Below are 21,886 nucleotides of genomic sequence, written 5' to 3'. Positions count from 1 at the left end.
AAGCCCCACCCCACAGAGGAACACACCATGGTCAGCGCCGTCTTCCACTTCCCGGCCGAATCCGCTGCCGCGCCGGCAGCCGCCTCCACACAGATCTCCGCGCAGGTCTCAGGGCCCGCCGCTCCAGCCGCGCCGGCCCCCCAGGCCCGGGCACCCGCCGCCCCGCGCGACTGGGCTGCCCTGTCTCGCGCCTTCTGGCTGGCCGTGCTGCCGCCGCTGTGCGGCCTGGGCCTGCTGGTGGGCGTGTGGTCCCTGGTGGCGGCCGGCTCGGCCCAGAGCATTCCAGGGCCCTTGGCGACCTGGCACCAGGCGGTCGAGATTTTCAGCGACCCGTTCTACCGCAACGGCCCTAATGACCAGGGCGTGGGCTGGAATGTGCTCGCTTCGCTGCAGCGCGTGGCCGTGGGCTTCGGCCTGGCGGCGCTGGTCGGCATTCCGGCCGGCTTCGTGATCGGGCGCTTCAACTTCCTGTCGCGCATGTTCAACCCGCTGATCAGCCTGCTGCGCCCGGTGTCGCCGCTGGCCTGGCTGCCCATCGGCCTGCTGGTCTTCAAGGGCGCCAACCCGGCGGCCATCTGGACCATCTTCATCTGCTCGATCTGGCCCATGCTCATCAACACCGCCGTGGGCGTGCAACGCGTGCCCCAGGACTACATGAACGTGGCGCGCGTGCTCAACCTCAGCGAATGGAAGATCGCCACCACCATCCTGTTCCCGGCCGTGCTGCCCTACATGCTGACCGGCGTGCGCCTGGCCGTGGGCACGGCCTGGCTGGTCATCGTCGCGGCCGAGATGCTCACCGGCGGCGTGGGCATCGGCTTCTGGGTCTGGGACGAGTGGAACAACCTCAACGTCAAGAACATCATCATCGCGATCTTCGTGATCGGCATCGTGGGCCTGCTGCTGGAGATGGCCCTGGTCAAGCTGGCAACGGCATTTACGTTCGAAGAGGTGAAGGCATGAATGCATCGTCCAAGTTCATCGAGGTCCAGGGCGTGGAGCAGAGCTTCAAGACAGCCAAGGGCCTGTTTCCGGCGCTGCGCAATATCGACCTGACCATTGCGCGGGGCGAATTCGTCTCGCTGATCGGCCACTCGGGCTGCGGCAAGTCCACCCTGCTGAACCTGATCGCAGGCCTGACCACGCCCACCACGGGCGTGCTGCTGTGCGCCAACAAGGAGATCAAGGGCCCCGGGCCCGAGCGCGCCGTGGTCTTCCAGAACCACTCTCTGCTGCCCTGGCTGACCTGCGAGGGCAACATCCACCTGGCCGTGGAGCGCGTCTATGGCCGCACGGAAAGCCGCGCCCAGCTCAAGGCACGCACCCTGGCCGCGCTGGAGCTGGTGGGCCTGGCCCATGCCGCGCACAAGCGGCCCGGCGAAATCTCGGGCGGCATGAAGCAGCGCGTGGGCATTGCGCGCGCGCTGTCGATGGAGCCGCAGGTGCTGCTGATGGACGAGCCCTTCGGCGCGCTCGATGCGCTCACGCGCGCCAAGCTGCAGGACGAGCTGCTGGAGATCGTGGCGCGCACGCAAAGCACCGTGGTCATGGTCACCCACGATGTGGACGAGGCCGTGCTGCTGTCCGACAAGATCGTGATGATGACCAACGGCCCGGCAGCCACCATCGGCGAGGTGCTGGAAGTCGGCATCGCCCGGCCGCGCAACCGCGTGGCGCTGGCCGAGGACGACCGCTACCGCGAGTGCCGCAAGGCGGTGATCGACTTCCTCTACACACGCCAGGGGCATGTGGAAAAGGCGGCCTGAAGCCGCCATCTGTTGCGCCCGGGGCCGCCCGGCCTGCGGCTCAGTGCCGGCCCGAGATGTAGTGCTCCAGCTGCTCGATGATGAACTTCTGCTCGGAGATGATGTCCTTGACCAGGTCTCCGATGGAGATCAGGCCCAGCAGCTTGCCGCCCTCGTCCACCACGGGCAGGTGGCGCAGCCGGTTCTCGGTCATCACCGCCATGCATTCCTGCGTGGTCTGGGTGGGGCCGACGAACAGCACGTCGCGCGTCATCACGTCGCGCACCAGCGTGGCGCCCGAGGTGCGCCCCAGCAGCGCGATCTTGCGCGCGTAGTCGCGCTCGGTGACGATGCCCGCGATCTCGCTGCCCTCCATCACGAGCAGGGCGCCAATGCCTTTGTCGGCCATGAGCCGCAGCGCGTCGAGCACGGAATCGGTAGGCGTGATGCTGTACACCGCGCCGCTGGCCTTGGACTTGAGAATGTCTGCAACTGCTGTCATGGGAGCCTTTCAGTCGTTCGCCAATTCGGTTCTAGTGTCATCCGAACTGCGCCCAAAAAGCAACAGGGCCAGCGCGTGTATGCACACGCACCGGCCCTGCCCGTTACCCTGATCCCAACCTATCCGTTAGTCCTGCAATAGAGCCGCCTGCAGCGCATACGACTGGCGCTACCTAAGCCAGGGACGCCGAGCAAGAGCCGCCTCGCGGCGGGGGCGCCTAGCCGACGGCGTCGTTCCCCTCCCGCGAAGCGAGAGAGGGGGCGCCGTGCAACGGGAAGCCGCGAAGCGGCTCAGGGGGTGTTGCATCATTTCAGCGGCGGCCGCCAAAAAGGCTGCCGCCGATCTTCAGCAGATCGCCCAGGCCCACCTGCCCATCGCCATCCTGGTCCAGCAGGCTCCCCAGAAGACCGCCCTGCTGCCGGGCCTGCGCATGCTCGCGGCCCAGGGCCTGGCCCAGGCCGCCGGCATCCATGCCGCCTGCGCTCACGCGCTGCGCGAGGAAGGACATGACGATGGGTGCCAGCAGCTGCAGCAGTTGCGCGGCGCCGCCGCTGCCCAGGCCCGTGGCCTGGCCCAGGCCGTCCTGCGCGCGCTGCTGGTTGCCGCCCAGGATATGGCCGAGGATGGCTGCGCCGTCGAGGCCTCCGCCCGCATTGCCGCCCGCGCCTGCAGCGGCCCCGCCGCCCAGCAGCGAGCCCAGCAGGCCGCCGAGGTCCAGACCGCCAGCACCACCGCTGGCCGCGCCATGGTCACGCTGCAGCGCGCCGAAGAGATTGGCGGCGCCCTGCGGCTCGGCCGCATTGCGTCCCAGCGAGGCCAGCAGCACGGGCAGGGCCGCGCCCACGGCGCTTTCGGTCTGAGCGGGGCTGGCGCCGATCTGGTCCGCCATCTGCTGCATGGGCGCGCCCTGCAGTTGGGCCATCAGTTCGTCGGCCAGGGAAGAGCTGGAGTTCATGGTCGTTCCTTCATCCGGTCGCCCGGTCAACACAAAACCACATGGTATGCGCAAGCTTGCGCAGCGCGCATGACGGCGCCGCGTCCAAGTGTCAACGATGTTTTCCAGCATCCACGTGGCACCCCGCGCTCAGATCGTGGTCAGCACTCTCTGCGGCTGCGCGCGCGGCTGCCGCATCTGTGGCGGGCCCTGCACCTGGCTGCGTGCCTGGCTCTGTGCCTGCGCCTTCATGGACCGGCGCAGGGCCACGGCATCGGCCGCTGCGGCAGGCGAGCGACCCGTGGCGTCCAGCCGGAACACCTGCACGGTTTCCGACACGGTCTGCGCCTGGGCCTGCAAGGCCATGGCCGATGCTGCGTTCTGCTCGACCAGGGCCGCGTTCTGCTGCGTGATGCTGTCCAGATGCGCCACGGCCGCGTTGACCTGCGAGATGCCGCTGAGCTGCTCGCTGGAGGCGCTGTGGATCTCGCCGATCAGCAGGCTCACGCGCCGCACGAGGTCCAGCGACTCGACCATGGTCTTCTGCGCCACCTCGGTCCTCTGGTTGCCGTCCAGCACCTTGGCGGCGGAGTCATCGATGAGCTCGCGGATCTCCTTGGCCGCCGCCAGCGTACGCTGCGAGAGGCTGCGCACCTCGGCCGCCACGACCGCAAAGCCCCGGCCCTGGTCGCCTGCGCGCGCGGCCTCCACGGCAGCGTTCAGCGCCAGGATATTGGTCTGGAAGGCGATGGAATCGATGAGCTGCGTGATCTCGCCGATGCGCCCCGACGCGGCCTGGATCTGCTTCATGGTGGCGGCCACGCCATCGACGGCGCCGCTGCTGCGTTCGGCCACCTCGCTGGCCTGGGCGGCCAGGTCCGTGGCCTGGCGGGCCGAGTCGGCCGTGTGTTTGACGGTGCCCGTGATCTCCTCCATGGAGGCCGCCGTCTGCTGCAGGTTGCCCGCCTGGGTTTCGGTGCGCGCGGACAGGTCCTGGTTGCCCTGCGCGATTTCCCGGCTGGAGATCTGCATCTTGTCGCTTTCCTCGCGCGCATCGCGCACGATGGACAGCAGGTTCACGTTGAGCTGGCTCAGCGCCTTCTGCAGATCGCCCACCACGTCCTTGCGCGTGATGCGTATGGTCTGCGTCAGGTCGCCGGCCGCCAGGCGGTTGGCCAGCAGCACCATCTGCGCCAGCGGCGCCACGGTCAGCCGGTAGGCCCAGGCCCCGGCCAGGCCCGTGAAGATGCAGACCGCCAGCCAGGCCAGCGCGGACCACGCGTCCAGCGTATGCCCGCCCGCCAGCGCCGCGCCAAAGGCCGCCGCCACCACCATGAAGAAGATCAGCACCAGCTTGCCGGCCAGGCCCAGGCTCAATGCGCTGGCCAGGCGGCCGCGCAGGTTGTTGCGCAACAGGTGGCCGGCACGCAGCACGTGGACCTGGCGCCCGGCGTCCTTCTCGGCACGCATGGTGGCGTACAGGCGCTCGGCCGCTTCGGTCTGCTCGCGCGTGGCCTCGGTGCGCACCGACATGTAGCCCGAGGGCTGGTCGCCCTCCATCAGCGGGGTGACATTGGCCATGACCCAGTAGAAGTCGCCGTTCTTGCGCCGGTTCTTCACGGGGGCGGACCAGGGCAGGCCCGCCGAGATGGTCTGCCACATGTCGCGGAAGGCTTCCTCGGGCATGTCGGGGTGGCGGATCATGTTGTGGGGCTGGCCCAGCAGGTCTTCGCGCTCGTAGCCGCTGACCTCGATGAACATCGGGTTGCAGTAGAGGATGCGGCCCTTCAGGTCCGTGGTGGACACCAGGGTCTGGCCCTTGGGAAATGCGTATTCACGCGTGCTGACCGGCAGATTCACTCTCATAGGCGTGTCCCCCCTTGAAGATGAAAAGTCCTGCGTGCCCTATCCGGCCCGGCAAACCGCTGGCCGGAGCTCAAAGTTTCTACCCCGAACCGGCACATTTGAAACAAATAAAAACAAAACCTCCATTAGATTCAGTCGTCTGATATGACCGTATCGATAGCGTGCGCACCGCTTTGAGGCATGCAGCGCACCAGCCTGGACCCGGTGCGGGAACGCAGGTCTTCAGCTCCGGGACTGCACCCGGTCATCCGACCCTGGCACGCGGCTTGCTAAACCCCAGGCGTGGCCATGGATGGCCGCAGGGCCAGGCGCAACGACGCGCCACGGCCCGGACAAAGGCGTCACCCCGCGCGCAGCCATCGGCCGCGCAGCGTGGGGACGCCTTTTTTTGTTTTCCGAACCGCAACGGGGGCACGATGAAAAGATCCAGGCTGGTGATGGTGGGCAACGGCATGGCCGGCGTGCGCACGCTGGAGGAGCTGCTCAAGATCGCGCCCGACCTCTACGAAATCACGGTATTCGGGGCCGAGCCCCACCCCAACTACAACCGCATCATGCTGTCGCCCGTGCTGGCGGGCGAGCAGCAGCTGGACGAGATCATCCTCAACGACTGGTCCTGGTATGCGCAGCACGGCATCACCCTGCATTCCGGCTGCCGCGTGCACGCAGTGGACCGGGCGCGCCGCGTGGTGCATGCCGTGGACGCGGCCGGCCAGCCGGTGAGCGCCGGGTACGACCGGCTGATCCTGGCCACGGGCTCGCGCCCCTTCATGCTGCCCGTGCCCGGGCGCGAGCTGGAAGGCGTGCTGGGCTACCGCGACATTGCCGACACCCAGGCCATGATCGCCGCGGCCGCCAGCCACCGCCATGCCGTGGTCATCGGCGGCGGCCTGCTGGGCCTGGAGGCCGCCAACGGACTCATGAAGCGCGGCATGGACGTTACCGTGGTGCATGCAGGCGAACGCCTGCTGGACCGCCAGCTGGACGAGACCGCCGGCGCCTTGCTGCAGGCCTCGCTGGCCGAGCGCGGCATGCGCTTTCTGATGCAGGCCCAGACCCGGGCGCTGACGGGCGACGGCCAGGGTCGCGTGGCCTGCGTGCACCTGCAGGACGGGCGCGAGGCACCGGCCTCGCTGGTCGTCATGGCCGTGGGCATCCGGCCCGAGACCGCGCTGGCCGAGCAGATGCACCTGCACGTGCAGCGCGGCATCGTGGTCAGCGACACGCTGCAGACCGTGACCGACCCGCGCATCTATGCCGTGGGCGAGTGCGCCGTGCACCGGGGCGTGGCCTACGGGCTGGTGGCGCCGCTGTTCGAGCAGGGCAAGGTGCTGGCCAACCACCTGGCCGAGATCGGCATCGGCCGCTATCCGGGCTCGCAGACCTCGGCCAAGCTCAAGGTCACGGGCATCCATCTGTTCAGCGCGGGCGACTTCCGCGGCGACGAGGGCACGGAGGAAATCGTGCTCAGCGACCCCGGCGCGGGCGTGTACCGCAAGCTTGTGCTGCGCGGTGACAGGCTGGTGGGCGCCTGCCTGTATGGCGACACCGAGGACGGCGGCTGGTACTTCCGCCTGCTGCGCGATGGCGTGGCAGTGCAGGAACTGCGCGACCGCCTCATGTTCGGCGAAAGTCAAGCCGGCCAAGCCAGCCAGGCCAGCCAGGCCAGCGGCGCGTGACGGCGCCCGCCCCCCGTGCCCTGCCCTTCCCTCATCCACCCCAGGCCCACCATGCAAGAAACCCGATCCACCTGCCCCTATTGCGGCGTAGGCTGCGGCGTCCTCATCGAAAGCGATGGTGCGCGCATCACGGGCGTGCGCGGCGATCCGGCGCACCCCGCCAACCACGGCCGCCTGTGCACCAAGGGCAGCACCCTGCACCTGACGGCCTCGCCCGCCCTGGCACGGCAGACGCGGCTGCTGCAGCCCGCGCTGCGTGCCACGCGCGGCGCGGCGCCCCAGGATGTGGGCTGGGACACCGCGCTGGACCTGGCCGCCGGCAGGCTGGCCTCCATCGTGCAGGAGCATGGCCCCGACGCCGTGGGCCTGTATGTGAGCGGCCAGTTGCTGACCGAGGACTACTACGTCTTCAACAAGCTGGCCAAGGGCCTGATCGGCACCAACAACATCGACACCAATTCGCGCCTGTGCATGAGCAGCGCCGTGGCCGGCTACAAGCTCACGCTGGGCGCCGATGCGCCACCGGCCTGCTACGAGGACGTGGACCATGCGGACTGCCTCTTCATCGCGGGCAGCAACGCGGCCTGGGCGCATCCCGTGCTCACGCGGCGCATCGAGCAGGCGCGTGCCGCGCGGCCGCGTATGAAGATCATCGTGGCCGACCCGCGTCGCACCGACACGGCCGGCATGGCCGACCTCTTCCTGCCGCTGCGCCCCGGCAGCGACACCCTGCTGTTCCACGGCATGCTGCACATCATGGAGCTGGAAGGCTGGCTGGACCAGGGCTACATCGCACGCCACACCAGCGGCTTTGCCGACCTGCAGGCCCTGGTGCGGGAGGCCACGCCAGAGCGCGTGGGCGAGCTCTGCGGCCTGCCCCGCCACGATCTGTTCCAGGCCGCGCAATGGTTTGCGCTGGGCGGGGATGCACGCGACGACGCCGCCCGTGGCGCCACGCTCAGCCTGTACTGCCAGGGCCTGAACCAGAGCAGCAACGGCACGGCCAAGAACGCCGCGCTGATCGGCCTGCACCTGGCCACGGGCCAGATCGGGCGCGCAGGCGCGGGGCCGTTCTCGCTCACGGGCCAGCCCAATGCCATGGGCGGGCGCGAGGTGGGCGGGCTGGCCAATCTGCTGTCGGCCCACCGCGACCTGGCCAACCCGGCCCACCGCGCCGAAGTGGCCGCACTGTGGGGCGTGGACGCCGTGCCATCACGGCCCGGCAAGACCGCCGTGGAGATGTTCGAGGCCGCCGCCGAGGGCGAGATCCGCGCGCTGTGGATAGCCTGCACCAACCCTGCGCAAAGCATGCCCGACCAGGCCCTGGTGCGGCGCGCGCTGCAGCGGGCCGAATTCGTCATCGTGCAGGAGGCCTTTGCCACCACCGCCACATGCGCCTACGCCGACCTGCTGCTGCCCGCCACCACCTGGGGCGAGAAGATCGGCACGGTGACCAACAGCGAAAGGCGCATCTCGCGCGTGCGCCCCGCCGTGGCCGCACCCGGCGCCGCGCGCCATGACTGGCGCATTGCCGTGGACTGCGCGCGGCGCATGGAGGCACGGCTGCGCCCGGGCCGGCCCAGCCTCTTCCCCTACGACACCGAGGACGCCGCCGCAGGCGCCCAGGCCATCTGGAACGAGCACCGCGAGAGCACGCGCGGGCGCGACCTGGACATCACCGGACTGTCCTGGGATCTGCTGGACGCGCAAGGCCCCCAGCAATGGCCGCTGCCCGAGGGCGTGGCGCAAGGCCGCGCACGGCTGTACGAAGATGGCCGCTTTCCCACGCCCGATGGCCGCGCACGCTTTGCCCTGCTGCCCTGGCAGCCGCTGGCCGAGCCGCCCGATGCGCACTACCCCTTCAGCCTGACCACGGGCCGGCTGCGCGACCAGTGGCACGGCATGAGCCGCACGGGCCAGCTGGGCCGCCTGTTCGGCCATGCGGCCGAGCCCTGCCTGCAAATGCACCCGCAGGACATGGCCCAGCGCGGCCTGCGCGCGGGCGACCTGGTGCAGATGAGCAGCCGGCGCGGCGCCTTGCTGGTGCCGGTGCAGCCCGATGACACGCTGACGCCCTCCCAACTCTTCATGGCCATGCACTGGGGCGGGGAATACCTGGGGGGCACGGGAATGGGCGGCACCTCAACGGGCGGCATCAACGCCCTGACCACCCCGGCCTTCTGCCCCGGCTCCAAGCAGCCCGAACTCAAGCACACGGCCGTGAAGCTGCAAAAGGCCGAACTGCCCTGGACACTGCTGGCCATGGCCTGGCTGCCCGAGGACCGGGTGCTGGCCGTGCGCGAGCAGTTGTCCGCCCTCATGCCGCACTTCGGCTTCGCCAGCTGCGTGCCCTTCGGCAATGCCGTCCCGCTGCAGGACGCCGCCCGGGCCCGCCACGGCGTGCTGCTGCGCGCCGCCGCGCATGAGGCGCCCGGCGACGCGCTCATCGCGCAGATCGAGTCCCTGCTGGGCCTGGATGCCGCCGACACCCTGCGCTACAGCGACCGCCGCCGCCAGCACAGCCGCGCGCTGCGGCTGGACCGCCACAGCCTGTCCACCACGGTCGAAGCCTTGCTGCTGGCGGGCGACACACGCGCGGGCAGCTGGCTGTCCACCCTGCTGCAGGACCAGATGCCGGCACAGGACTATGGCCGCCTGCTGCTCATGCCCTCGGGCTCGGCGCCGCTGGCCATCCAGCCGCGTGCGCGCCAGGTCTGTACCTGCTTCGATGTGGACGAGACCGCCATCGCAGGCGCGCTTGCGCGCTGCGAGGGCAGCGACGACGCGCGCCTGGCCGCGCTGCAGGGCCAGTTGCGCTGCGGCACCAATTGCGGCTCCTGCCTGCCCGAGCTCAAGCGCCTGGTGCGCCACATACCCCTGGCGAAGAGCCGGGAGGCCGCATGAAAGAGGCGATGGAACAACGGGTTTGCATATATAGCGAAAAGTAATGAAACCTGCGGGAAAATATGCCCCCACAGGATTCCACCCACGATTGCAACGCCATGGGCATCAGCCAATACATCAAGGAAATAGGCCGCGGCGCACGCGGAGCCAAGGCGCTGGAGCGCCCGCAGGCGGCCGACCTGTTCGGCCAGGTGCTGGACGGCGGCGTCAGCGACCTGGAGATCGGGGCCTTTTGCATCGCCATGCGCATCAAGGGCGAGACCGTCGAGGAGATGAGCGGCTTCCTGGACGCCGTGCATGCGCGCGTCGCCCGCTTTCCTGCCTCTGCCGACAGCGGCCCCGTGATCGTGCTGCCCAGCTACAACGGCGCACGCCGCCTGCCCGTGCTCACCCCCCTGCTGGCCCTGCTGCTGGCGCGCGAAGGCCTGCCCGTGCTGCTGCACGGCATGCGCACCGAGGCGCGCCGCATCCTGGCCAGCGATGTGCTGCAGGCCCTGGGCATTGCGCCGCTGCCATCCCCCCAGGCCCTGGCCGGCGGCCAGGTGGCCCATATCCATACCGAACATCTGCACCCGGCCCTGGCGCGCCTGCTGTCCGTGCGCGAGGTCATCGGCCTGCGCAACCCGGGCCACAGCGTGGTCAAGCTGCTGGCGCCCTGCGACGGTCCCTGCCTGCTGGTGACGGCCTACACCCATCCCGAGTACCTGCCCATGCTGCACGGCACCTTCGGGACGCTGGGCATGAACGTCCTGCTCTCGCGCGGGCTGGAAGGCGAGGTCGCGGCCGACCCGCGCCGGCTGCCGCGCTACGACGGCTTTGTGGCAGGCGCCCACCAGCTGCTGGCCGAGCAGCAAAGCGGCACCGCCTCCGACGTGCCGGGCCTGCCCGCCGAGATCGACGTGGACACCACGGCGCGCTACACCGAAGACGTGCTCGCGGGCCGGCTGCCCGTGCCGCCCGCGCTCACGCGCCAGGTGGAACACATCACCCGCCTTGCCGATCAGATTCGCTGAATACCCCAGAAAAACGGAGCCCCGCCATGACGACCCCGTCCCACACCCCCGCGAACACCGCCCGGAGCGGCAGCTGCACCCTGGTCGGCGCTGGCCCCGGCGACCCGGAGCTGCTGACCATCAAGGCCCTCAAGGCCATACAGGCTGCCACCGTGCTGCTGGTCGATGACCTGGTCAGCGACGCCATCGTGGCCCATGCCGCGCCCACGGCGCGCATCGTCTACGTGGGCAAGCGCGGCGGCTGCAAGAGCACGCCCCAGGCCTTCATCGAAAAACTCATGCTGAGCGCCGTGCAGGACGGCGAGACCGTGGTGCGCCTGAAGGGCGGCGACCCCTTCATCTTCGGGCGCGGCGGTGAAGAGGTGGAGCACCTGCGCGAAGCGGGCGTCGAGGTCCAGGTCATCAACGGCATCACCGCTGGCCTGGCCGGGCTCACCAGCCTGGGCGCCCCGCTCACGCACCGCGACCGGGCGCACGGCGTAGTCTTCATCACGGGCCACGCCAAGCCCGGCGACAGCGGCACCGACTGGCGCCAGCTGGCCGCCACCGCGCGCGATGCGCGGCTCACCCTGGTGATCTACATGGGCGTGAGCAGCGTGGAGCACATCCGCGCCGAGCTGCTGAACGGCCTGCCCCCGGCCACGCCCGTGGCCGTGATCCAGCATGCCAGCCTGCCACAACAGCGCCATGCGTTGACCACGCTGGGTGCGCTGGTGGAGTGCATTGCCGACACGGGCCTGGGCAGCCCCAGCGTCATCGTCGTTGGCGATGTGGTCCATGGCGTACGGGCAATGGCCGAACCTCAGACACCGCTCACCGCTGCGGTTGCAGCCGCCTGAGCGTCAGATTGCCGCAGTCAAAAATCTATCGATCCATAAATATCATTAGTTTTCATTAAAAATCCCCTGTTGGCTGCCGAAACAGCGTGTAGACCGTTTTGGCAGACCGCCAGCTCCGCCAGGCGGCGGTAGCGCCATCGGGGGATTCCATGAAAACACCAGGCCTTACTTTCACTTCCACAGCTGCGCGGCCACGGCTGCCCGCATGGCGGCGCACGTGGTCACGGCTGCTGGCCGGCTGCGCGCTTGGCATGGCCCTGCTCATGCCCGGCCTGGCTGGCGGCGCCGACATGGTGCTGGCCACGCGCGTCACGGCCGGTGCAAAGCCCTGGCTCACTCCAGCGCACCGCCAGTGGCTGCAGGCGCGCGGGCCGCTGACCGTGGGGATTTCCCAGCCCGACCATCCTCCCCTGGAAATGATCGATGGCGAGCGCTTCCAGGGCATCACGGCCGACCATCTGGGCCTGCTGTTTCCCACGCCGGTGCGCTTGAAGACCTATGGATCGCGCGTGGCCGTGCTCGATGCGCTGCGGCGCGGCGAGATCGACCTGGCCTGCAAGGGCACCGAGCTGGAGGCCGAACGCGCCGACCTGGCCCTGAGCGTGCCCTACCTGCCCAGCCAGCCCGTGCTGGTGTCGCTCTCGCACGCCCCCTTCGACGCCGGGCGCCGGGGCGCGCGGCTGGCCATGACGCCCGACCAGCTGTTGCGCTCCCAGGTGACGGCCGCCTATCCTCTCAGCGAGCTGCAGACCTATGAAACACCCCGCCGCGCGCTGGAGGCGCTGAGCCTGGGCGAGATCGACGGCTTCGTCGGCGACACGGTCACGGTGTACTACCTGATCCAGGCCAACTACCTGCTCAACCTGCGCGTGCAGGGCTTCGCCCCTATAGAAAGCCGGGGCTTCGGCATGCTGGTGCGGCATGACGATGCGCAGCTGAAGGCCTATCTGGACCAGGCCCTGCCCGCCATCACCTTGCAGCATGGCGACGACATTCTGCACAGCTGGAGCGGCAGCCGCCGTCCGCTGCTGGGAAGCGACCGCGTGGCCCTGGCCCCCTCGGAAAAGCAGTGGCTGGATGCCCATCCCCGCATTCCCGTGGTGCTCAACAGTTCGCTGGGATCGCTGGGACAGCTGGATGCCGACCGCCAGGCCGAGGGCATAGGGCCCGACTACCTGGACCTGATCAGCCACCGTGCCGGCCTGCAGTTCGACTACATGACCGCACGCAACTACGCCGAACTCGAGACCATTCTGGGCTCGGGCAAGGCCCTGCTCACCCCCGTATACACCTCGCCGCCGATTGCATCGCCCCATATCAAGCTGCTGCCGCCCTACCTGCGCAGCGCGGTGGTGGTGATGGCCCGGCCCGAGGCGAATGCGGGCACACAGCGTGGCAAGCGCATACACCACCTGCAGGGACTGGAGGGCAAGCGCGTGGCCATGGTGGAGGGCTTCTTCCTGGAAGACACGGTGCGCCGCGAGCATCCGCGCATACGGCTGCAGCTGTATCCCGACCTGGCCAAGGCCCTGGCCAGCGTGGCAGCCGATGACAGCGATGCCTTTGTCGGCAACGACTACGCAGCGCGCTATGCCAACGCCCGGCAATTGGGCAACCAGTTGCAGCTCACCGGCATCCTGGAGGACTACACCCGCCCCGTGAGCCTGGCCGTGCATGCCGCCGAGCCCGAGCTTCTGAGCATCCTGGAGAAGGCCCAGCTGTCCATCTCGCCCGAAGAAATGGCCGAAATCGTCCGCCTATGGGCGCCGCGCGATAGCGGCAGCGGCGCGCGTTTCTGGCGCGAGCACCGCCAGCGCCTGCTGCTGCTGCTGGCGGCGCTGGCGCTGGCCACGGTCACCTCCCTGGTCTGGGGCTTTTACCTGAGCCGCCAGATGCGCAGGACACGCCGTGCCGAGCGGCGTGCCGAGGCCGCCAACCAGGCCAAGAGCCTGTTCCTGTCCACCACCAGCCACGAGATACGTACGCCGCTCAGCGCCATCATCGGCCTGCTGGAGCTGGCGCAGGACCGCGAAAAGCGGGGCCTGCCCCACCGCGAGACGCTGGCCGCGGCCCACAAGGCTTCCCAGGGCATGCTGCTGCTGCTGGGCAATGTGCTGGACCTGCACCGCATCGAGTCGGGCCACATCGACTCCACGCCCCAACCCGTGGCGCTGCGGCCGCTGATCGAAGACATGGCCCCGCTGCTGCAGGGCCTGGCGCACGGCAAGCGGCTGTCGCTGCGCACCCACGTGGGCAAGGGCGTGGACCACAGCGTGACGGCCGACCCGCTGCATCTCAAGCAGGTGTTGTTCAACCTGCTGAGCAATGCCATCAAGTTCACCGAACGCGGCAGCGTCACCCTGCGCGCGCAAGGCACCAGCCGCCATGACCGCCTGCTGCTGCAGATGGAGGTCGAGGACACCGGCATCGGCATTGCGCCGCAGGACCAGGCCCGGCTGTTCCAGCCCTTTTCGCAGGTGCCAGGGGCCCATCAGGACCAGGCCTTCGGCAGCGGCCTGGGCCTGAGCATCACGCGCCGCCTGCTGGAGCACATGGGAGGGACCATCACCCTGGAGAGCGCGCCGGGCCGGGGCTCACGCTTCACGGTCAGGTTGAGCCTGCCGCTGGTGGACCCGGACGATATGCCTTCGGCCGAAGAGGTACTGCCCCGGGTCATGCCCGCGCAGCTGGAGCTGCGTGCACAGGTCGATACAGGCACCGAGCCCCTGCCCGGCATCCAAGCCGAGCCCGAACTCAGAATCCTGGCCGTGGAAGACTATCTGTTCAATCGCGAGCTGCTCAAGAGCCAGCTCACCGCGCTGGGCCACGGCATCTCGCTGGCCAGCGATGGGCAGGATGCCTGGGCGCGTTGCCTGGTCGAGTCCTTTGATCTCATCATCACCGACGGCCGCATGCCGATCATGGACGGCTTCGAGTTCATACGGCGACTGCGCCGGCGGGAAGCCGAAAACCAGCTGCGCCGCTGCCGCGTGATTGCGCTGACCGCCAGTCCCGAGGCCTCCGAAGCCCTGCGCTACCTGCAGGCCGGTGCCGACGAAGTGCTGTCCAAGCCGGCTTCCATGGAAGACCTCAAGCGCGTCATCGAGCAGGTGCTGGACGAGTTGCAGGACAGCGCGCCCGGCACCTGGAAGACGCCGCCCACCGCGCCCTCAGCTCTCAGCCCGGCTTGACCGAGCTGCTGGCCGTCACGCGGCTTTGCTCGAAGCGCTGGGCCAGCTCGCGGCGCAGGTCCTTGCGGATCAGCGCGGCCTGCCAGCGGCGCTTTTCCTCGTCGGTGGACGGCACCAGCGTGGGCACGGGCGCAGGCTGCTTGTTCTCGTCCACCGCCACCATGGTGAAAAAGCAGCTGTTGACATGGCGCACCACCTGGGTGCGTATGTCCTCGGCCACCACCTTGATGCCGATCTCCATCGACGACTTGCCCGTGTGGTTGACGCTGGCCAGGAAGGTCACCAGCTCGCCCACGTGGATGGGCTGCAGGAACATCACCTGGTCCACGCTCAGCGTGACCACATAGCGTCCCGCGTAGCGGCTGGCACAGGCATAGGCCACCTGGTCGAGCTGCTTGAGAACGGCGCCGCCATGGACGTTGCCCGAAAAGTTCGCCATGTCGGGCGACATGAGCACGGTCATGCTCAGCTGGTGCGATGGGAAATTCATCGCTGGATTTTAGGTCCCCCCTGAGTCGCTGCGCGCCTTCCCCCAGAGGGGGACGACACCCTCGGTGCGGGGCGGCCCTTCCTCGGTGTCCCTGGCTTCAGGACACGCCAGTTTCACAGGGCACGCGAAGGGCTGGCACAAGTGCGCGAGAATGGGCGCCCTTTTGCCCCCCCGAGTGACGTTTTTGTGACCTCTTCCCTCTCTTTCGACGCCATCGTCATCGGCGCCGGCGCGGCCGGTCTGTTCTGTGCGGCCCAGGCCGGGCAGCGTGGCCTGTCGGTGCTGCTCCTGGACCACGCGGAGAAGGTGGCCGAGAAGATCCGCATCTCGGGCGGCGGCCGTTGCAACTTCACCAACCGCGACCTGGACGTGCGCGCGCCGCACAAGCACTTCGTGGGCGGCAACCCGCAGTTCTGCCGCTCGGCCCTGTCGCGCTACACGCCGGCCGACTTCATCGCGCTGATGGACAGGCACGGCATTGCCCACCATGAAAAGCACAAGGGCCAGCTGTTCGCCGACCGCTCGGCCGAGGACATCATCGCCATGCTGCTGGCCGAATGCCAGGCCGGCGGCGTGCAGCGCTGGCAGCCCTGCAAGGTCGATTCCGTCGCGCATGCGGATGGCCAGTACCGCCTGCAGACCAGCCGTGGCGCCGTGCAGGCGCCCAGCCTGGTCATCGCCACGGGCGGGCTGTCCATTCCCAAGATAGGCGCCACCGACTTCGGCTACCGCCTGGCCCAGCAGTTCGACCTGCCCCTGGTCGAGCGCGTGCCGGGCCTGGTGCCGCTGACCTTCGACGGCGATGCCTGGGCACCCTACGCCCAGCTCGCCGGTCTGGCCTTGCCCGTGGAAATCAGTACCGGCAGCAAGAAGGAACGCATGGCCTTCATGGAAGACCTGCTGTTCACGCACCGCGGCCTGTCCGGCCCCGCCGTGCTGCAGATCTCCAGCTACTGGAAGCCCGGCACACCCCTGTGCATCAACCTCGCCCCCGAGGTGGACCTGCAGGACGAATTGCTCAAGGCCAAGTCGCGCTCGCGCAAGCTCATCGCCAACGAACTGGCGCAGTGGCTGCCCTCGCGCCTGGCCGATGCCTGGGTACAGCAGGACGCGGCCTGGCAGCGCCCCATTGCCGAAGCCTCGGACAAGGCCCTGAACCAGCTGGCCGAGCGCCTGTCGCGCTGGGAGATCGTGCCCACCGGCACCGAAGGCTACAAGAAGGCCGAAGTGACGCTGGGCGGCGTGGACACGCGTGCGCTTTCGCAACAGACCATGGAATGCAAGACCCGGCCCGGCCTGTACTGCATCGGCGAGGTGGTGGACATCACCGGCTGGCTGGGCGGATACAACTTCCAATGGGCCTGGGCCAGCGCGCATGCGTGCGCGCAGGCCTTGCCTTGTGCGTGATTTGTCAGATCGCTTTCGTCTCGCGTATAATCGCCCGCTTTGCTGGCAATTGCCCCGTCGGCCAATACTAGTTAACTATTGACGGGGACCAACCGCTGAACATGGCTCTCAGGCCCGATCTTCCCGAGAACCCGCTGTCAGCACAGATATCTGGAAATCTAGCTAATGACCACCATCCGCGTAAAAGAAAACGAGCCCTATGAAGTTGCCCTGCGCCGCTTCAAGCGCACCATCGAAAAGCTCGGCCTGCTGACCGACCTGCGCGCTCGCGAGTTCTACGAGAAGCCCACATCCGAACGCAAGCGCAAGAAGGCTGCCGCCGTCAAGCGTCACTACAAGCGCGTTCGCAGCATGCAGCTGCCCAAGAAGCTGTACTGATCAGCTCTTGACCAGCCGGCTCTCGTCAGCCGCAAAACCCGCGCTCGGGACGCCAGGCGCGGGTTTTTTGTTTTTGTTTCTTGGTTTTTGTTTTCCGACGCCACTACCTCAGGAGAAATGCCATGAGCCTCAAGGCCCAGATCACCGAAGACATGAAGACCGCCATGCGCGCCAAGGACAGCGAACGCCTGGGCACCATCCGCCTGCTGCTGGCCGCGATGAAGCAAAAGGAAGTCGATGAACGCGTCGAGCTCGACGACGCCGCCGTCATCGCCATCGTGGACAAGCTGATCAAGCAGCGCAAGGACAGCATTGCAGCCTTCGAGGGCGCAGGCCGCCAGGACCTGGCCGACAAGGAAAAGGCCGAAATGGCCGTGCTGACCGCCTACCTGCCCGCACGCATGTCGGCCGAGGAAGTGGCCACCGCCGTGAAGGCCATCGTGGCCGAGCTGGGCGCCTCCGGCCCCGGCGACATGGGCAAGGTCATGGGCGCGGTCAAGGCGCAACTGGCTGGCAAGGCCGACATGGGCCAGGTGTCCGCTGCCGTCAAGGCTGCCCTGGCAGGTTGAGCCTGCTGCGGCAGCCGCGCCCTTTTCAGGACGCTGCTGCCGCCCATTCCTGCTGAAAGTGCTCCTGCAGGAATTCGACACAGACACGCACCTTGGCCGACAGCTGCAGCCGCGTCGGATAGACCGCCCAGACATTGGCCTCCTGCCGCCATTCGGGCAGCAGCTGCACCAGGCGCCCGGCCTGCAGATGGGCGCCCACATCCCACAGCGAGCGCAGCGCAATGCCGCGCCCGTCAACGGCCCACTGCACCACCATCTCCCCGTTGTTGGCCGACAGCGGCCCCGTGACCTTCACCGATTGCTCGGCGGCGCCCGCGCGCAGCCGCCACACGCCAAAGGCCTGGTCGCGCTCCTTGATGGCCAGGCAGTCGTGGGCCGACAGCTCGGCCGGCGTGCGCGGCATGCCACGGCGCGCCAGGTAGGCAGGCGCCGCGCACAGCACGCGGTGGTTGTCGGCCAGCCGCCGCGCAATCAGGTGGGGCGCAATCTCGTCGCCCACGCGCACATCCAGATCGAAGCCCTCGCCCGCCACATCCACCAGCCGGTCGAACACATCCAGCCGCACCTGCAGCTCCGGATGGCGCTCCACCAGCCGGGACAGCGCCGGCGCGATCACATGCCGCCCGAAGCCGAAGCTGCTGCTCACGCGCAGCAGCCCGCGCGGCTCGCTGCGCGTGATGGCCACCTCCTGCATCAGCTGGTCCATGTCGTCGAGGATGCGCTGCGCCCAGTGGAATACGCGCTCGCCCTCCTCGGTCACGGCCACGCGGCGCGTGGTGCGGTGCAGCAGCTTCACGCCCAACTCCTGCTCCAGCAGGCGGATGCGCTTGCTCACATAGGCGGGCGATGCACCCAATTCCTCGGCCGCAGCGGCAAAGCCGGATTTGCGGGCCACCACGGTGAAGACGCGCAGGTCTTCGGGAGCCGGTTGTTTATTCACGATCTGTAAACAATGGAACCACAGTTGGCCGATTGTATTTAGCCCTGGAGCAGCCAACAATGCCATGCATGCGGCCGGACTGCCTATGCCGTTTCTCGTTTTCCATCCATTCGATCCAAGGACAGACACCATGCAAGACACATTCAAGATCGCCGTCATCGCCGGTGACGGCATTGGCAAGGAAGTCATGCCCGAAGGCCTGCGTACCCTGGAGGCCGCTGCCAGCCGCTTTGCGATCAAGCTCGAATTCCACCATTTCGACTGGGCCCACTGCGACTACTACCTGGCCCACGGAAAAATGATGCCCGACGACTGGAAGGCGCAGCTGTCCGGCATGGACGCCATCTTCTTCGGCGCCGTGGGCTGGCCCGCCACCGTGCCCGACCATGTCTCGCTGTGGGGCTCGCTGCTCAAGTTCCGCCGCGAGTTCGACCAGTACATCAACCTGCGCCCCGTGCGCCTGTTCGAGGGCGTGCCCTGCCCGCTGGCCGGCCGCAAGCCCGGCGACATCGACTACTACGTGGTGCGCGAGAACACCGAAGGCGAATACACCTCGCTGGGCGGCATCATGTACGAGGGCACGGACCGCGAAATCGTGATCCAGGAATCGGTCTACTCGCGCAAGGGTGCCGAACGCCTGCTCAAGTACGCCTTCGACCTGGCCCGCAGCCGCGAGCGCAAGCACGTCACCCTGGCCACCAAGAGCAACGGCATCGCCATCAGCATGCCCTGGTGGGACCAGCGCGCCGAGGACGTGGCCAAGGCCTATCCGGACGTCACGCTGGACAAGCAGCACATCGACATCCTGACCGCACGCTTCGTGCTGCAGCCGGGCCGCTTCGACGTGGTGGCCGCCACCAACCTGTTCGGCGACATCCTCAGCGACCTGGGACCGGCCACCACGGGCACCATCGGCCTGGCCCCCTCGGCCAACCTCAACCCCGACCGCAGCTTCCCCAGCCTGTTCGAGCCCGTGCACGGCTCGGCGCCCGACATCTATGGCAAGAACATCGCCAACCCCATCGCCATGGTCTGGTCGGCTGCGCTGATGCTGGACTTCCTGACCCACGGCCAGGGCGCAGGCCGCGCGGCACACGACGCCATCGTCTCGGCCATCGAGGAAGTCATCAAGAACGGCCCCCGCACGCCCGACCTGGGCGGCACGGCCAGCACCACCGAAGTGGGCCAGGCCATCGCCCGGCGCATCGCTGCCGCCTGAGGCGCCACGCCGGGGTTCGCGCCGCCCCGGCTACCGGGCCCTGCGCAGCCTGCCTGCCCCAACCAGCGCCGCCAACAGGCCCAGCATGAACAGCGCCACGGTGTGCAAGGCCGGCACAGGCGTGGGCACTGGCGTGGGCACTGGCGCCGCCGCCACAGCCTGCGTGAAGCCCTGGCTCATCGGGGCGTGGCTCGCATCCCCGCTGTAGTCCACGACAAGGTTGTGGGACCCGGGCTCCAAAGGCACGCGGACCGTGATGCTGGCAGCACCGCTGGCCAGGGGGGCAGAGCCCAGCAGCGACCCGTTGTACGAGACCGTGATATCGCCCCTGGGAAGCAAGGCCGCCATCGCCCGCAGCGCCTCCCGGTGGGCCTGCACCTCGGTCACGGCCGACACGTTGATGGTCACATCGTCGCCGGGCTTGGAAGGGTTGGGGGTCGAAGTGATCACCAGGGTCGCCGCTGCCAGGGCAATTTGCACGCTTTGCTGCTGCCTTGCTGCCGCCTCGTAGTTCGCGTCACCGGCCTGGTCGGCCAGGATGCGGCAGGGCCCCGTTGTAGTGAAGGAGACCGAACTGCCCGCAATGGTGCAATGGGCAGCCGTCGCCGCATCCACGGAGAACACCACTGCCTTGCCGGAAGCCCCGCCCGTAGCTGCCACGGCATAGGTATCGCCCACCTTGGCGCCTGCAGGCGCCACGGAAGTGAAGGCAATGGCCTGCGAGCCCTTGCCGATGCTCAAGGACAGGACTTGCCGGGCCGCAGGCAGATGGTTCGCATCCCCCTGCTGATCGGCGGCCAGCAGGCAGTTGTCCGTACCCGCCTGCCTTCCGTACACCTCGGCACCGCTGACGGAGCAGGCAGCAGGCGTCAGGGAGCTGAACTGCACGGCCTGGGCCGAGCCGCCGCCGGCGGCGCTGAGAGCCACCCGTGCATCCACGACCAGGGCCGCCGGCATGCTCCAGACGATGGTCTGCGCAGCAGGCTGCACCGTCACCGGGTAAGCCATCTCGGGAGCGGGCCCATAGGTCGCGTCGCCGACCTGCCGGGCCGTCATCCTGCAAGTGCCTGCGGAATGGAAGCTGAACACCCCTGCGGCATCGACAGTGCAAACCTCTGGCGCAGATGCGGAAAACGTCACGGCCAGGCCGGAGGTAGCCGTTGCAACAGGCGTGAATGTCGTGCCGAAGGTCTGCGCCGACGGCTGTGCGAAGTCGATGGTCTGCTCCCGCCGGAGCGTGGTGAAGGGCACGCTGGCCACATCCGGCTGCACGCGGCCTGCGCCATCCCTGGCGATGAAGTGCAGCCTGTAGGCCGTATTCACCGCCAGCCCTCCGATATCGATATCGTGGACCACGCCGGCCGTCAGACCGACCGAGGCGCCGCCCGCCTGCAGCGCGGCGGCATCCGGAGCCGCCGCGGCCGCAGCAAGCACCTGCCAGTAGCCCGTGCCGTCCCGGTCCAGCGCCACGCGGGCCTTGGCCGTCACGCCGCCCGCCTGCGGGTCGACGGCGGGAGCCAGACTGAAAACCGGGCGGCCCAGCACATAGCTGGCAAACCCATGGTTTTGTGTTGGTTGCCACCCATCGGACATGGATGACAGGCCCGCCCAGGCCGCATTGGCAGGGATGGACGATGCGTCCATGGCGAGCAGGGTCTGGATGCCATCGAGCGAATAGTGGAAAACAGTGCTGCCGATGGGACGCGTGAAGGAGTACCCCTCGATCTGAAAGGAGCTGATCGTGGCCCAGGCTGCCGCTGCAGGAATGCCCATGGGGTCGGTCGTCTGCACGACCTGGCCCTGGTAGCTGTATGTGTAGTGCTCGTTCCAGCTGTTGCTCGCCCAGCCGCCATCCCAGTAGTTGGAAGGGGTGATCCAGTCCGCAGTGGCAGGTGGCGAGCTGCCTTGCTGCACCACGCCACCCTCGCTGAACGTGTATTCGGTCACCGTGCTCGCATACAAAGCGTGGTACTGCGTCTGGTAACTCGTCATGACCAGCCCCTGCGCTGGCGCGGCCACGGCGACGGCGCAATGCAGGCCGGCCCCGAGTACCGTCCCCCACGGCATCATCGCCCTGGAAAATCCCACCCGAAGGCAACTGCCTCGTTCTCTCACATGCACTCCCGTTTCAACTTGCTGTTCTTCTGGTCCATGCCGGGGGTACCGGCAATGCATGAGCCTAGCGGCCGCATCTGCCCGCGCCTTGACTG

Annotated in this window: 17 protein-coding genes; 11 read left to right on the top strand and 6 right to left on the bottom strand. The window is 68.3% G+C overall.

Annotated features, from left to right (window positions below):
• Positions 1–27 precede the first annotated feature (27 nt).
• Together ntrB and A9976_RS23515 are read left to right on the top strand one after the other, a co-directional pair.
• A complete protein-coding gene (gene ntrB / locus A9976_RS23520) occupies positions 28–963 on the top strand; it encodes a nitrate ABC transporter permease (RefSeq protein WP_183020998.1) in 936 nt (311 codons plus the stop codon).
• A complete protein-coding gene (locus A9976_RS23515) occupies positions 960–1,766 on the top strand; it encodes an ABC transporter ATP-binding protein (protein ID WP_013803472.1) in 807 nt (268 codons plus the stop codon). Before ntrB ends, A9976_RS23515 begins: the two co-directional genes overlap by 4 nt.
• 40 nt (positions 1,767–1,806) lie before the next feature.
• On the opposite strand, the gene A9976_RS23510 is transcribed toward A9976_RS23515, so the two are convergent.
• The 3 genes from A9976_RS23510 to A9976_RS23500 form a co-directional block, all read right to left on the bottom strand.
• A complete protein-coding gene (locus A9976_RS23510; RefSeq protein WP_183020997.1) occupies positions 1,807–2,247 on the bottom strand; it encodes a CBS domain-containing protein in 441 nt (146 codons plus the stop codon).
• A 310-nt stretch (positions 2,248–2,557) separates the two neighbouring features.
• On the bottom strand, positions 2,558–3,202 hold the full coding sequence (locus A9976_RS23505) for a DUF937 domain-containing protein (protein ID WP_183020996.1): 645 nt from the start codon (positions 3,200–3,202) through the stop codon (positions 2,558–2,560).
• Between the two features lie 129 nt (positions 3,203–3,331).
• The gene (locus A9976_RS23500) at positions 3,332–5,047 is read right to left on the bottom strand and encodes a PAS domain-containing methyl-accepting chemotaxis protein (RefSeq protein ID WP_183020995.1); all 1,716 of its coding nucleotides are present in this window, start codon (positions 5,045–5,047) and stop codon (positions 3,332–3,334) included.
• A gap of 416 nt (positions 5,048–5,463) precedes the next feature.
• Between A9976_RS23500 and A9976_RS23495 the strand changes: the two genes are divergently transcribed.
• The 5 genes from A9976_RS23495 to A9976_RS23475 all read left to right on the top strand — a co-directional run bounded on the left by A9976_RS23495 (position 5,464) and on the right by A9976_RS23475 (position 14,673).
• On the top strand, positions 5,464–6,726 hold the full coding sequence (locus A9976_RS23495; RefSeq protein WP_183020994.1) for an NAD(P)/FAD-dependent oxidoreductase: 1,263 nt from the start codon (positions 5,464–5,466) through the stop codon (positions 6,724–6,726).
• 51 nt (positions 6,727–6,777) lie between these two features.
• A complete protein-coding gene (locus A9976_RS23490; RefSeq protein WP_183020993.1) occupies positions 6,778–9,630 on the top strand; it encodes a nitrate reductase in 2,853 nt (950 codons plus the stop codon).
• Positions 9,631–9,728: 98 nt separating this feature from the next.
• Complete coding sequence (gene ybiB / locus A9976_RS23485) at positions 9,729–10,643, top strand: DNA-binding protein YbiB (RefSeq protein ID WP_183020992.1); 915 nt, start codon at positions 9,729–9,731, stop codon at positions 10,641–10,643.
• 26 nt (positions 10,644–10,669) lie between these two features.
• A complete protein-coding gene (cobA, locus tag A9976_RS23480) occupies positions 10,670–11,482 on the top strand; it encodes a uroporphyrinogen-III C-methyltransferase (protein ID WP_183020991.1) in 813 nt (270 codons plus the stop codon).
• Positions 11,483–11,733: 251 nt separating this feature from the next.
• Entirely contained in the window at positions 11,734–14,673 is a 2,940-nt protein-coding gene (locus tag A9976_RS23475) for an ATP-binding protein (protein ID WP_183020990.1), read from the top strand.
• Here the strand turns inward: A9976_RS23475 and A9976_RS23470 are convergent.
• Complete coding sequence (locus A9976_RS23470) at positions 14,660–15,163, bottom strand: acyl-CoA thioesterase (protein ID WP_183020989.1); 504 nt, start codon at positions 15,161–15,163, stop codon at positions 14,660–14,662. The genes A9976_RS23475 and A9976_RS23470 overlap by 14 nt on opposite strands.
• A gap of 186 nt (positions 15,164–15,349) precedes the next feature.
• Between A9976_RS23470 and A9976_RS23465 the strand changes: the two genes are divergently transcribed.
• The 3 genes from A9976_RS23465 to A9976_RS23455 all read left to right on the top strand — a co-directional run bounded on the left by A9976_RS23465 (position 15,350) and on the right by A9976_RS23455 (position 17,517).
• The gene (locus A9976_RS23465; protein ID WP_183020988.1) at positions 15,350–16,570 is read left to right on the top strand and encodes an NAD(P)/FAD-dependent oxidoreductase; all 1,221 of its coding nucleotides are present in this window, start codon (positions 15,350–15,352) and stop codon (positions 16,568–16,570) included.
• A 165-nt stretch (positions 16,571–16,735) separates the two neighbouring features.
• Entirely contained in the window at positions 16,736–16,948 is a 213-nt protein-coding gene (gene rpsU, locus A9976_RS23460) for a 30S ribosomal protein S21 (protein WP_012204283.1), read from the top strand.
• Between the two features lie 122 nt (positions 16,949–17,070).
• Positions 17,071–17,517, top strand: coding sequence for a GatB/YqeY domain-containing protein (locus A9976_RS23455; RefSeq protein WP_012204282.1), 447 nt, complete (start codon positions 17,071–17,073; stop codon positions 17,515–17,517).
• Positions 17,518–17,542: 25 nt separating this feature from the next.
• Here the strand turns inward: A9976_RS23455 and A9976_RS23450 are convergent, their stop codons facing one another.
• A complete protein-coding gene (locus A9976_RS23450) occupies positions 17,543–18,457 on the bottom strand; it encodes a LysR substrate-binding domain-containing protein (RefSeq protein WP_183020987.1) in 915 nt (304 codons plus the stop codon).
• A 130-nt stretch (positions 18,458–18,587) separates the two neighbouring features.
• On the opposite strand from A9976_RS23450, the gene A9976_RS23445 reads away from it, so the two are divergent.
• Positions 18,588–19,676, top strand: a complete 1,089-nt coding sequence (locus A9976_RS23445; RefSeq protein WP_183020986.1) for a tartrate dehydrogenase — start codon at positions 18,588–18,590, stop codon at positions 19,674–19,676.
• A 30-nt stretch (positions 19,677–19,706) separates the two neighbouring features.
• On the opposite strand, the gene A9976_RS23440 is transcribed toward A9976_RS23445, so the two are convergent.
• Positions 19,707–21,668: an Ig-like domain-containing protein gene (locus A9976_RS23440; protein WP_259649281.1), complete on the bottom strand. Its 1,962-nt coding sequence runs from the start codon at positions 21,666–21,668 to the stop codon at positions 19,707–19,709.
• Between the last annotated feature and the right edge of the window lie 218 nt (positions 21,669–21,886).

The organism is Delftia sp. UME58 (assembly GCF_014170385.1).
Classification (GTDB): domain Bacteria; phylum Pseudomonadota; class Gammaproteobacteria; order Burkholderiales; family Burkholderiaceae_C; genus Comamonas; species Comamonas acidovorans.
This window is presented reverse-complemented; position numbering and strand designations above follow the sequence as displayed.

Bases quoted from the DNA above. Each gene is read 5' to 3' on its own strand.
- A9976_RS23470 (WP_183020989.1), bottom strand. From the start codon at position 15,163: ATGAATTTCCCATCGCACCAGCTGAGCATGACCGTGCTCATGTCGCCC.
- A9976_RS23490 (WP_183020993.1), top strand. From the start codon at position 6,778: ATGCAAGAAACCCGATCCACCTGCCCCTATTGCGGCGTAGGCTGCGGC.
- A9976_RS23445 (WP_183020986.1), top strand. From the start codon at position 18,588: ATGCAAGACACATTCAAGATCGCCGTCATCGCCGGTGACGGCATTGGC.
- A9976_RS23500 (WP_183020995.1), bottom strand. From the start codon at position 5,047: ATGAGAGTGAATCTGCCGGTCAGCACGCGTGAATACGCATTTCCCAAG.
- A9976_RS23505 (WP_183020996.1), bottom strand. From the start codon at position 3,202: ATGAACTCCAGCTCTTCCCTGGCCGACGAACTGATGGCCCAACTGCAG.
- A9976_RS23440 (WP_259649281.1), bottom strand. From the start codon at position 21,668: ATGACGAGTTACCAGACGCAGTACCACGCTTTGTATGCGAGCACGGTG.
- A9976_RS23510 (WP_183020997.1), bottom strand. From the start codon at position 2,247: ATGACAGCAGTTGCAGACATTCTCAAGTCCAAGGCCAGCGGCGCGGTG.
- A9976_RS23455 (WP_012204282.1), top strand. From the start codon at position 17,071: ATGAGCCTCAAGGCCCAGATCACCGAAGACATGAAGACCGCCATGCGC.
- A9976_RS23495 (WP_183020994.1), top strand. From the start codon at position 5,464: ATGAAAAGATCCAGGCTGGTGATGGTGGGCAACGGCATGGCCGGCGTG.
- ntrB (WP_183020998.1), top strand. From the start codon at position 28: ATGGTCAGCGCCGTCTTCCACTTCCCGGCCGAATCCGCTGCCGCGCCG.
- ybiB (WP_183020992.1), top strand. From the start codon at position 9,729: ATGGGCATCAGCCAATACATCAAGGAAATAGGCCGCGGCGCACGCGGA.
- A9976_RS23475 (WP_183020990.1), top strand. From the start codon at position 11,734: ATGGCCCTGCTCATGCCCGGCCTGGCTGGCGGCGCCGACATGGTGCTG.
- rpsU (WP_012204283.1), top strand. From the start codon at position 16,736: ATGACCACCATCCGCGTAAAAGAAAACGAGCCCTATGAAGTTGCCCTG.
- A9976_RS23515 (WP_013803472.1), top strand. From the start codon at position 960: ATGAATGCATCGTCCAAGTTCATCGAGGTCCAGGGCGTGGAGCAGAGC.
- cobA (WP_183020991.1), top strand. From the start codon at position 10,670: ATGACGACCCCGTCCCACACCCCCGCGAACACCGCCCGGAGCGGCAGC.